Here is a 12085-nt window from a genome sequence, read left to right as displayed (position 1 = left end):
TTAGCTGCTATTTTTTCTTCCTCCAAAAACTGTATCTATAATTGTTGAAGGTTTTATTGAACCAATAATATTGTTATTGGAGTCAACCACTGCTACAATTTTTTCTTGGGTAAGAATTTTTTCTGCAACATTTTCAATAATGTCATCTTTTGAAACTTTTATATCTCCTAAATTATCTTTATTTGAACTATCCATTACATCTTCAATGACTAAAACTTTTTCTCTTGGAACTTCTTCAGTAAATTTTCTTACATATTCTGTAGCTGGATTTAAAACTATGTTAGCAGGTGTATCTAACTGTTCTATAATACCATCTTTCATGATCGCAATTCGATCTGCTAATTTTAAAGCTTCATCAAAATCATGAGTAATAAACATAATTGTTTTTTGTAATTTTTCTTGCAATCTTAAAAACTCGTCTTGCATTTCTTTTCTAATTAATGGATCTAATGCTGAAAATGGTTCATCTAAGAACCAAATATCGGGTTCCACTGCTAAAGATCGAGCAATCCCAACTCTTTGTTGTTGACCTCCTGAAAGTTCTCTTGGAAAATAATTTTCTCTTCCATCAAGTCCAACTAGTTTAACCATTTCCATTGCTCTACTAATACTGTCTTCAGTCTTAATGCCCTTTATCTGAAGTGGGAAAGCAATATTTTCTACAACTGTTTTATGAGGCAACAAGGCAAAGCTTTGAAAAACCATTCCCATTTTGTTTCTTCTAAGCTCAATTAATTCTTTATTATTCAATTGAAGTAAATCTTGACCTTCTATGAAAATTTTTCCTCCAGTTGCATCTGTTAATCTTGAAATACATCTTAGTAATGTTGATTTACCCGATCCTGATAAACCCATTACTACTAGCATTTCTCCTTTTGAAACTTCAAACGAAGCGTTGTTAACTCCTACTATGCAACCGTTTTCTTGAAATGTCTTTGCATCTACATTGCCGTTAGATTCTTCAAGCATTTTTTTGGCATTCTCACCAAAAATTTTATAAACTGACTCACACTTAATAACGGTCTCAGACATAAATCTTCTCAAAGTTATATGAAATTCAATAAAATTTAAATGTTAATTATTGTAACCTTTCATCATTAAAAATTCTTAATATAGTAAACTCTAGTATCAATACCTGTACTTAAAAAACTCAAAGCTTCTCCACTAACAGTAATAGTTTCATCTACCCCAACATTGTTTCCACTTACTGTAAAACCTGCATAACACTTGCCTTTTTCTTGATCCCATTTAACAAAAGTTTCATCAATTTTATTTCCGTTAATTGTGTAAATCTCGTGTGCTCTAAAATTTAAAAAATTAGCACCCATTATTGCTCGTTGTGGAATTAATTTTGTAGCTTTACATACTTGCTCATATACCTCATCAGTTAATCTATAATGGTCAGTTCCATCAAAGGATACTAATATTCCTGAAGGTAATTTAGATATGAGCTCACTTAGTTTTCTCTCTTCAGCAATTCTTTGTTCTTCCAATTTCATTTTTTCTACAAGCTCGTCTCCCCCTCCAAATATTCCATTTAAAACAGCAAAAAAAACTATCACTATTGCTGTAACAATTATTAAGCCAATGAATTGCTTTGTTGAGTTTGAATTGTCTTCAGTTTTATTTAAACTATTTTCCTTTGACATTACTCTTTTAACTTTCCGTTTACCCAAGTACCTGATTTTTGTTTTCCATCTGCCCAAGTAAATGTTCCTTGCCCATTCATAAAACCTTTGGACCATTCACCATCATAAGTAGATCCATCGGGAAAAGTTAAAACTCCTTTTCCGCTCCATTCACTATTTTTAAATTCACCTTTGTAAATATATCCGTTTGGCCATGTCTCAACTCCTTGACCTTCTTTTTTTGTTGCAACCCACTCACCTTCATAAGTTGTCTTATCGGTATAAATCCATTTGCCAAAACCATTTTCACAGTTTCCTTCTTTACATCCTGTACTTCGAGCAAATGCAGATGAGTTGATTAAAGAAATTAAAAATATGAAAATTAGAAATTTTTTCATTTTGTCACTTTACACAAATTAGAATAAAAAAAAATCCCCCCCAAACAAGTTGGGGGAGATTTTAATTTTTTTAACTTTTACCCTTATTTAGTAAAAGGTTTCCAAACTGACTCGTTGTCAGCTAACCATTTTTTAGCTGCATCTTCGTGAGTCATTTTATCAACATCAACTAAAGCTGCCATCGCACCAATGTGACTTGTTGAGAATGACATCTTTTTAAATGCTGCTGCTGCGTCTGGGTGAGTTTTTGGGAAATCCTCATGAACTGCTTTTTTCAAGTATCCATCAGGAGATCCACATTTACCATCACCACCATCTTCTGGTCTGCAACCTGCTGTGTATGGAGGGAAGTCAATAAATGTAAAACCAGCACCATCTGTAAAGTTTGGTGTCCAGTTGAAGATTATAGTTCCTCTTCCTTCTTTTTCAGCAGCTGCTAATTCAGCCCAAAGTGCATCTGCACCTCCAGCAAATTTAACCCACCAAAGATCACCTAAACCTAAAGCTTCAACTCTTTGCGGAATTAAATCACCATGCCAACTTTGAGGTCCTTCCAACATTCTTCCTTTTCCATCTGGAGAGTCAGGTGTTGTAAAGTTTTTAGCACAGTCTGGATTTTTTAAAGCTGTCCAATCTGGTAGACCTGGGCACAAACCTTTTTCAACAACCCAGTTCGGGTAACCCATATCTTCAAGAGTTCTTGCCTCATGATCACCCCAGTCAAGTAAACCACCTTTATCTAGAGCAGTAGTAAATGACTTACCGAATGCAGACTCCCATACTTCGTGAGAAATAGTTACGTCTCCAATTCTTATTGATTCATAAACTGCTTGTGAGTCAGCGTTTACATATTTTACGTTGTTACCCATGCTTTCAAAAATTCCACCAATAACGTAAGCCATCACAATTTGAGATGACCAGTTATGAGTTGGGATTACGATGGGCTTTTTGCTATCAGCGTTAGAAATTCCTGAGAAACTTACTACAGAAATAACTAGAGCAGATAATAATGACATTATTTTTTTCATTTTTTTCCCCTCTATTAATATTAATATTAACACTCTATGTTAAAACGAATAGCCAGGTAAAGAATTATTAGTTCTAAAAAATATATATATATTTAATCAATAAAAATGGTGATAAAAAATATATCAATATTAAAAAATTTTAAAAATGTTTGGAACAAGTAAAGACATTAAAAATCCTGGACTAAATATTTTACCACCTGGAGTTGAACGACATATTGTAAATGGTGGTGCTCTTACTGCTTTTCAAATTTTTCCAGATGATGAAATAGAAATAATCAACGATGAAGGAAATCAAATTTGTGAAATAATTTGTTTTAATAAAGATGGAAAGTCAGAATTAGGAATTTTAAATTTAAAAGAAAACAGTCAAAAAAATTTCATAAGAGACATTTTAAATGGAAAAGATGAAACAATCTTAGCAACAAATTATCAATTAAAAAAAAGAAGCTTAAATATAAAAGAGTCTAAATCATCAATAGTTTTTGATCTTGATACAAAAGCTGAAGAAAAGATTGAACTTAAATCAAAAGATAAATGTTATGCAATCTTTGCTGCACCAGGTGAAGATATGGATGTTACCAAACAAAATCCACCGACAGATTTAACTATATTTATTAAAAGAGCAAAAATTACAAATGATAAAGAGCTAAGCGTTATACCTGATCCAGTTTTTGAACCACTTTATGAAGAAAACATAGATAAAGAAACTTCAACATCTTACCAAGTTAAAGAAGGAGATTACATTCAAGTCATAAGTCCAACTGGGAGACAATGTTCAGACTTTGTGGCATTTGATACAAAAAAATTAGAAAAAGGGATTGAAAAAGGATTAGATTGGCAAACTACTAGAACTTTTATGGGAAACACTTTTCCTGGTCCTGGATTACATTCAAAATTTTATGATACTGATCATGAACCCTTAGTAGAAGTAATAAGAGATACCGTTGGTAAACATGATACTTTTAATCTTGCATGTACTTCAAAATATTATGAAGATGCTGGTTACTTTGGTCATCCTAATTGCTCTGATAATTTAACTGAGAGTATGTCTAAATATGGAGTTCAAAAACAAAAAGGATGGCATGCAATTAATTTATTTTTTAATACTTCAGCTGCTGGATTAAATTCAGTAATATCTGATGAATCTTATTCTAGACCTGGTGATTATGTAATGTTTAGAGCGTTAAAAGATTTAACAATTGGTACTACAGCTTGTCCTAGTGATATTGATGCTTGTAATTCATGGAATCCTACTGAAATTTTTGTTAGAACTTATGACAAAAATAAAGAATTTAGAAAGTCATTTGCTTTTCGAATGAAAACAGATTCAGAAAAAAAATTAACAAGAAATTCAGGTTTCCACGAACGTACATCTCAACTTACTAGAAATTTTGTTGATGCAAGAGGTTTTTGGCTTCCAAATGATTATACGAAACACGGAATAGTAAATGAATATAATGCCTGTAGAAACGATGCGGTATTAATTGATCTATCTTCACTTAGAAAATTTGAAATAATAGGTCCAGATGCTGAGGAATTATTAAATTACACACTTACAAGAAACATTAAAAAATTATCAGTTGGCCAAGTTGTATATTCTGCAATGTGTTATGAAAATGGAATGATGTTTGATGATGGAACATTATTAAGATTAAGCGAAACAGGATTTAGATGGATATGTGGTGATGAGTATGCTGGAGAATGGTTAAAAGAAATAGCGAAGAAAAAAAATTTTAATGCAAATGTTAAAAATTCAACAGACCAAATCAGTAATGTTTCTATACAAGGTCCAAAAAGTAGAGAAATTTTAAAAAAGATAATTTTTACACCACCTACCCAACCATCTATTGATGAGCTAGGTTGGTTTAGATTTACAATTTGTAGAATTGAAGAATTACAAGGTATTCCGCTAATTGTTTCTAGAACTGGTTATACAGGTGAGCTTGGTTATGAAGTATGGTGTCATCCAAACCATGCTCCTGAAGTTTGGGATAAATTAATGGAAGCAGGAAAAGATGACGGTTTAATTCCTGCTGGTTTTGCTGCTCTTGATAAGCTTAGAATAGAAGCTGGATTAATTTTATTTGGAAATGAATTTGATGGTCAACAAGATCCCTTTGAAGCAGGGATAGGTTTTGCGGTTCCTTTGAAAACTAAAGAAGAAGACTTCATTGGTAAAGAAGAATTAATTAAAAGAAAAAACAATCCTCAAAAAAAATTAGTTGGCTTGGAATTGATTGGAAAAGAAATTGCAGGTCATGGTGATTGTGTTCATATTGGTAGAGCTCAAGTGGGTATTGTTACAAGTGGATGTCTATCATCAACTCTAAATAAAAATGTAGCTCTTTGTAGAATAGATGTTCAATATTCAGAAATTGGAACTGAAGTTGAAGTTGGAAAAATTGATGGTCACCAAAAAAGAATTAGTGCAAAAGTTGTTGGCTTCCCATTCTACGATCCAACTAAGTCTAGAGTAAGATCTTAAAAAAATGCCGAAAGAAAAAAAAACCCTATTAGATTTCTGGGAAGAACAAATGAAACAATCCCATACTTCTAGTAATTATTTTTTCAGAAAGTCACCTTCTCACTATCACATGATGTTATTAGTTATGTCAGCTTTTAAAGAAGGAACAAAACTATCTGTTGAAGAATTAAAAACAAAATTATTTAAAACATCTAGGCCAAAATCAGCTTTAATAATTACAGAGGCTTGTGAAAAAGGATTCTTTAAACTTGAAAAAACTTCAACTGACCAGCGAATTAAAAATATAGTCCCAAGTGAGTCATTTATAAAAGAATTTAATAACTATTTAGAAACACTAAAAAACATCAGTTATTAATTAATTTTTTGACTAATATAAAAAGTATCTAATTTTTATATATAATTTTTACTTCTATAAATAAGTATATTAATTAACATTATCAAAAAATAATGTTTTGATATGACGACATTACCTTCAAAAGCAAAAGTAGTGATAATCGGTGGTGGAATACACGGTTTGAGTACTGCATGGAAACTTTCAGAAACTTACAAAAATCCTGGCGACATAGTTGTATTAGAAAAAAAAGATACAGCTGCTGGTGCAAGTGGAATTGCATGTGGAGTTGTAAGAAATAATTATTTTCAGCCAGCAATGAGAGAATTGATGGCTCATTCAGTTTCAGTTTGGGAAAGTGATCCTAAAGCATTTAAATATAATCCAGTAGGATACTTACAAATATCTCCAGAAGTAATGCATGAAGATGTTGCAAGTATATATGAACAACAAAAAGCAATTGGATATGAATCAGTTTTTATTGAAGGTGAAAAAGATTGCACAAATTACATGAAGGGAATTTTTGATGATTGGCAAGCTCAAGGTATCACTTCTGTACTTCATGAAAAAAAAGGTGGATACGCTTTTAATAAAGATTCAATTAAAGCCCTAGAGAACAAATCTACATCTAATGGTGTTCAAGTTATGAAAGGTGTAAGAGTAACTGGTTTTAAAAAAGGAAGTAACAGTCAAGCAGTAACTGGTGTTGAAACCGACAAAGGAACTATTGAGTGCGAACAAGTAGTTGTTGGTGCGGGACCATGGGCAAGAGATTTTTGGAATATGTTAGAGTTACCAAAGACAGCTCACATAAAAGGTAAAGATGGTAAGATGCATGAAACTGATATGTGGACTTACTGGATGCTTCAAGAAGGAGTTATCGGTGTTGAGCCAGATTTCTTAAAAACAAATGACGGTAAACAACCACCTGTAGTTCACGTTGACTCAACAGCACCTTTGTACTCTGACAAAACAAAAAAATTACTAACAGATAAAATTTGGGGAATTTATTATAAACCTGATATCGAAGGTTTAGGTGTACAAGGTGGAACTTCTCCTTACATTGTTAAAAAACATTTTGATCAAGTAAATGTTGATCCTTATGGAATTGAATCTCCAGAGTATCAAACAACAGACGCTTTTAGTGAAATGTGGTGTTCAGCACTTGCGCATTGCCAAAAAAGATTTGAAGGAAAATCAGACTTATACAGAAAAGGACCATCAGGTGGTTTAGGATGTATGACACCTGACTCTTTTCCTATCTTCGATAGATTTTTTGAAAACGTTTACATGATTGCTGATGCTAATCACGGATATAAAATGATTGGTGTTGGTGAACTTGTTGCAAAAGAAATTCTTGGTACTGAAAGTGATTTATTGAAACCGTTTAGATTCAACCGTTACGAGAAGGGTGAACTTCATCCTACTTCTAACAGTCCGTTCCCTTGGAGTTAAACTCTAAGCCTAGACACGAATAAAGTTTTCAGCTACGCTTGAATAATTAATAATTCATTGAGGGGTGAAAATGACGGATCTAGAAAAACATGTTAACCAGCCAGGTAGAGCTAAATTAGTAAAAAAAGTTCGAGAAAAAATTAACGAACTTGGAATAACTTATATTTATTATCAATTTATTTCTGTAACAGGAAGAGTCGTAGGTAAAGGTATACCTGCCGATCACTGGGAAAGAACAGCAGAAAAAGGATTTCAATTAGTTTACGGAGCAACAGCAAACTTATTTTTAGATCGTCATAATAACTACATTGGTTATGGTCCAGAGGCTATGGAGCTTGTTGGAATACCTGATCCAGATACTTTTGTACAATTACCTTGGGACAAAAGAGTTGGAAGAGTTTTTGTAACATGTTTTAGAAACAGGGAAGAAAGACAAAATCCAGGCGGTCACTTAACTTCAGACTGCAGAGGAAATCTAAGAATTTTCATGGATGAATTTAAGAAAAAACATGGTCTAGAATTAAGAGTTGGTACTGAGCCTGAAATGATGTGGTTAACAAAAAATGAAGATGGAACCCCTACTGGTAAAGGTTTTTCTAAGCCATTCTGTTATCACATTGATCAATTTGAGTCGTTGAGACCTGTATTTATGAAGGTAATTGAATACGCAAAAGCGATGGGACTTGATATGATTCAAGGAGACCACGAAGATGCACCAGGTCAATTAGAATTAAACTGGACTTATGATAACGTTTTAAGAAACGCAGATAGATTATCAACATACAGACAAATTTGTGCTCAAGTTGCAAGAGAACATAACTTGATAGCTTGCTTTATGACTAAACCTTTCATGGGAGTTTCTGCAAGTGGATGTCATACAAATATGTCTCTATGGAAAGGTGGAAAAGTTAAAGTAAACAAACTTGGAAACAAAAATCTTCCAGGTGTTGAGGAAGTATTTAGTTACGTTGAAGGTGGAACAAATACTTTTATGCCTGATACTAAAGATATGCAGTTACCAGGTAAAATTGGTTTACAATCAATTGCAGGTATCATGGAACACTTACCAGCACTAACAGCATTAGGATCTTCTACAGTTAACTCTTATAGAAGATTATGGGATCAAGGTTTCTGGGCACCAGTTTATGCTGACTGGGGATACCAAAATAGAACATGTGGATTAAGAGTTTCTGCACCAGGTAGATTTGAATACCGATCAGTAGACTCTATGCACAATCCATACTTATTAGGTGCAGCGTTACTAAAAGCATGTGATCATGGAATTAGTAAAAAATTAAAACCAGCTGCTCCTGAGTCTAGAAATATTTACGAAGCTCAAAAGGCTGGTAAAGATGTTAAGAAACTTCCATTAAGTCTTGGTGAAGCTTTGGCTAGACTTGCAGAGGATGAAGTAATTAAATCTGCAATGCCAGATGAAATGTATAAAGTTTTCCATTGGTACAAAAATGATGAGTGGGAAAGATTCTTGGGTGCTACAACTCAATGGGATCTGGATACTTATCTTGATTGTTTACCGTAGGTCATAAAATAATAGAAAGGGTATAAAAATATGTGTGGGATAGCAGGATTAATTCATAGAGGAAAATCCTCAAATGTTGGAAGCGAATTACAAGGAATGCTTCAGGCGTTAAAACATAGAGGTGAAGACTCAACTGGATATGCTTTGTATGGAGATACAGATGGCAAAAATTTCATCATGCGTTTTAAAGTTGGTGAAAACGTAGGAGAAGGAAGTTCGTCTGTTATGGAAGATGTTTCTGTATACGATGAAAGAAAAAAAGTTGTAGATCAAACTCTAGCTGAAATGGGAGCTAAAGTTGTTAAAGAAGAAAGAACACTTCCCTACTCTTTAAGATATGAGATTGATTACAACGCAAAAGATTTGTTAGATTTTTCTCAAAGAATAGAAAGTATTCCAGGTGTAGAAATTTTATCTATGGGTAAATCATTAGAAGTTATTAAAGATTTAGGTAACGCAAAAATGGTTTGTGATAGATATAGCCTAGATAAAGTTGTTGGAACTCATGCAATAGGTCATGCTAGAATGGCGACTGAGTCTGGTGTTGATATCAAATCTGCCCACCCTTTCTGGGGCTATCCTTTTAGTGACGTTTCTGTAGTTCACAATGGTCAGTTAACAAACTATTGGAACAACAGAAGAGTGTTGGAAAATAAAGGAATGAGATTTATGTCTGAGTGTGACTCAGAATTAATCGCTGTTTATCTTGCAGAAAAAATGAGAGATGGTGCAACTTTAGAAGAAGGCATGAAAGAGAGTTTAACTGGTTTAGACGGTGTATTTACTTATTTTGTGGCTACAAAAGACTCTTTGGGAATGGCTAAAGACACTATGGCTGCAAAACCTTTAGTTTTATATGAATCAGATGATTTAGTTGCAATGGGATCAGAGGAGATAGCTATTAGATCAGTGTTACCACAAGAAATAGACACATATGATCCATTTGATGGGGAGGTTAAAGTATGGCAAATCTAAAAACAGTATCAAAAAAATCTAAAGCCCAATCAATGGGTATGCATACCGAAGTTCTAACAGGGAGAACTCAACAAAAATTCTTTAACCCAGATGAGGCAGAGAATTTTTATTACTTTGGAACTTATGACGTAGACTTTAACAAAAGAACTGATCTTGACGTTAAAGATATGACTGCTGCGGAGGCTAATAAAGAAATTGATAATTTAATGAGCCAAGGTTACGGAACAATTGTAATCAAAAACCCTCAAGGAAAACACAGTTTAGGTGTGGGTATCCTTAATAAATTAAATTTAATTTTTGAAGGAAGTTTAGGTTATTTTGGAATTGGTTCATGTGATGGACCAATTGTTAGAATCAATGGAAGAGTTGGTTGGTCTTGTGCAGAAAACTTGATGGCTGGCAAAGTTGTAATTGAGAAAAACGCTGGATCTTGTTTTGGTGCAGCTATCAGAGGTGGAGATTTGATCTGCAAAGGTAGCGTTGGTGCTAGAACTGGTATTGACATGAAAGGTGGAACTATCATTATTGGTGGTGACGCAGGTGCTTTCACTGGTTTTATGATGCAAAGAGGAAGAATAATAATTCTTGGAGATGTTGGAATTAACCTGGGCGACTCAATGTACGATGGGACAATATTCGTAGGAGGAGAAATTGGATCTTATGGTAGTGATGCTGTAGATGCTGAATTAACAGCAAGCGATCAAGATTGGCTAAAAAGAAAATTAAAAGTTGCTGAAATTGGTGAAAATTTTGACGTTAGTAAAATGAAAAAAATTGTAGCTGGTAAAAAACTTTGGAATTACGATAATTTAGAACCTACAGAGAAGAAGGGAGCAATTTAATGCCTAAGAAAAAAAGTAAAAAGAACGGTAAAGGCGTTGGTGGAAAAGCTGACGTTCATGTTCATGAAGAAGGTAAAAGAAATAAAAGTCTACTAGGACACAATGCTATTTTTACTCCTGAAGTAATAGACGACATTCACATCAAATCTCAATTAGGAAGATACAGAATGCGTGGAATGGCATTAATGAAAAAAATTCCAACATTTGATGATTTGGTATTTTTGCCTGGAACACTTACAAGATTTGTAATCGAAGGTTACAGAGAAAAATGTGAAACTAAAACTGTAATTGGTCCAAGATGCGAAAACCCAATTGAATTAGATATACCTGTTTACATTACAGGAATGAGTTTTGGTGCACTTTCATATGAAGCAAAAACTGCTTTAGCAAGAGGAGCTACTATGGCAGGAAGTGCTACTTGTTCAGGTGAAGGTGGAATGATACCAGATGAAAGAAGATATTCAGAGAAATGGTATTACCAATGTATTCAATCAAGATATGGTTTCAATCCTCATCACGCTCAATTGGCTGATGGAATTGAAGTATTTATTGGACAAGGACAAAAAGTTGGTATGGGTGGACACTTAATGGGTCAAAAAGTAACCGACCAAGTTGCAGAAATGAGATCACTACCATCTGGTATTGACCAAAGATCACCTGCAAGACACCCTGACTGGTTAGGTCCAGATGATTTAGCTCTAAAAGTTGAAGAGTTAAGACAATTGACAAAAAATAAAGTTCCAATTCAATTAAAACTTGGTGCATCTAAAGTTTATGATGATGTGCGTATGGCTGCAAAATGTGACCCAGACTCTATTTATTTAGATGGTATGGAAGGATCTACTGGAGCAGGACCACACATTGCTGCTGCAAATACTGGAATTCCAGGAATTGCTGCTATTAGAGAAGCGAGAAGAGCAATTGATGATGTGGGAAAAACTGGAAAAGTAACGTTAATCTACGCAGGTGGTGTAAGAGATGGTGCTGATATGGCTAAAGCTTTAGCTCTTGGAGCTGATGCAATTGCTATAGGTACTGGATCAATGATTGCACTTAACTGCAACAAAGATATTCCAGAAGCTGATTTCGAAAAAGAAATGGGTGTAAAAGCTGGGGAATGTTATCACTGCCATACTGGAAGATGTCCAGTTGGTGTTGCTACACAAGATCCTAAACTAAGAGCAAGATTAAATCCTGATGATGCAGCGTTGAGAGTATATAACTATCTACACTCAATGACTTTGGAAGCTCAATTATTAGCTAGAGCTTGTGGTAAGACAAATATTCATTCGTTAGAACCAGAAGATTTAGCAGCTTTAACTTCTGAAGCTTCTGCATTAGCGAAAGTTCCACTTGCAGGTACAAACTACACTGTTGGTGTTGATAACTATCATAAAATATAA

General features: G+C 33.9%; 11 protein-coding genes. 7 read left to right on the top strand and 4 right to left on the bottom strand.

The window, feature by feature from the left end:
- The 4 genes from ACTTA5_RS02100 to ACTTA5_RS02085 all read right to left on the bottom strand — a co-directional run bounded on the left by ACTTA5_RS02100 (position 1) and on the right by ACTTA5_RS02085 (position 3054).
- Positions 1 to 1032, bottom strand: coding sequence for a quaternary amine ABC transporter ATP-binding protein (locus tag ACTTA5_RS02100; protein WP_440647527.1), 1032 nt, complete (start codon positions 1030 to 1032; stop codon positions 1 to 3).
- Positions 1033 to 1097: 65 nt separating this feature from the next.
- Positions 1098 to 1649: a hypothetical protein gene (locus ACTTA5_RS02095; RefSeq protein WP_440647525.1), complete on the bottom strand. Its 552-nt coding sequence runs from the start codon at positions 1647 to 1649 to the stop codon at positions 1098 to 1100.
- Positions 1649 to 2026: an MORN repeat-containing protein gene (locus ACTTA5_RS02090; RefSeq protein ID WP_440647523.1), complete on the bottom strand. Its 378-nt coding sequence runs from the start codon at positions 2024 to 2026 to the stop codon at positions 1649 to 1651. Before ACTTA5_RS02090 ends, ACTTA5_RS02095 begins: the two co-directional genes overlap by 1 nt.
- Positions 2027 to 2109: 83 nt before the next feature.
- Positions 2110 to 3054, bottom strand: a complete 945-nt coding sequence (locus ACTTA5_RS02085) for an ABC transporter substrate-binding protein (protein ID WP_262590397.1) — start codon at positions 3052 to 3054, stop codon at positions 2110 to 2112.
- A gap of 145 nt (positions 3055 to 3199) precedes the next feature.
- Between ACTTA5_RS02085 and gcvT the strand changes: the two genes are divergently transcribed.
- The 7 genes from gcvT (at position 3200) to ACTTA5_RS02050 (ending at position 12085) form a co-directional block, all read left to right on the top strand.
- Positions 3200 to 5539 (top strand): glycine cleavage system aminomethyltransferase GcvT, encoded by a 2340-nt coding sequence (gcvT, locus tag ACTTA5_RS02080; RefSeq protein ID WP_440647521.1) that lies wholly within the window; start codon positions 3200 to 3202, stop codon positions 5537 to 5539.
- A gap of 4 nt (positions 5540 to 5543) precedes the next feature.
- Positions 5544 to 5894 carry a hypothetical protein gene (locus ACTTA5_RS02075; RefSeq protein WP_440647519.1) on the top strand — a complete coding sequence of 117 codons (351 nt, stop codon included), beginning with the start codon at positions 5544 to 5546 and terminating at the stop codon, positions 5892 to 5894.
- Positions 5895 to 5996: 102 nt separating this feature from the next.
- Positions 5997 to 7325 carry an NAD(P)/FAD-dependent oxidoreductase gene (locus ACTTA5_RS02070; protein ID WP_075506192.1) on the top strand — a complete coding sequence of 443 codons (1329 nt, stop codon included), beginning with the start codon at positions 5997 to 5999 and terminating at the stop codon, positions 7323 to 7325.
- 70 nt (positions 7326 to 7395) lie between these two features.
- A complete protein-coding gene (locus ACTTA5_RS02065) occupies positions 7396 to 8865 on the top strand; it encodes a glutamine synthetase family protein (RefSeq protein WP_440647517.1) in 1470 nt (489 codons plus the stop codon).
- A gap of 30 nt (positions 8866 to 8895) precedes the next feature.
- Entirely contained in the window at positions 8896 to 9840 is a 945-nt protein-coding gene (locus ACTTA5_RS02060) for a glutamine amidotransferase (protein ID WP_440647515.1), read from the top strand.
- A complete protein-coding gene (locus ACTTA5_RS02055) occupies positions 9828 to 10682 on the top strand; it encodes a GXGXG motif-containing protein (RefSeq protein WP_262590392.1) in 855 nt (284 codons plus the stop codon). Before ACTTA5_RS02060 ends, ACTTA5_RS02055 begins: the two co-directional genes overlap by 13 nt.
- Positions 10682 to 12085: an FMN-binding glutamate synthase family protein gene (locus ACTTA5_RS02050; protein WP_262590391.1), complete on the top strand. Its 1404-nt coding sequence runs from the start codon at positions 10682 to 10684 to the stop codon at positions 12083 to 12085. The genes ACTTA5_RS02055 and ACTTA5_RS02050 overlap by 1 nt, the downstream gene beginning before the upstream one ends.

Origin of the sequence: Candidatus Pelagibacter sp. HIMB1521 (genome assembly GCF_052047875.1) — a bacterium.
Classification (GTDB): Bacteria; Pseudomonadota; Alphaproteobacteria; order Pelagibacterales; family Pelagibacteraceae; genus Pelagibacter.
The sequence above is the reverse complement of the archived record's forward strand: the minus strand, read 5'-3'. Positions and strand labels throughout refer to the sequence as shown.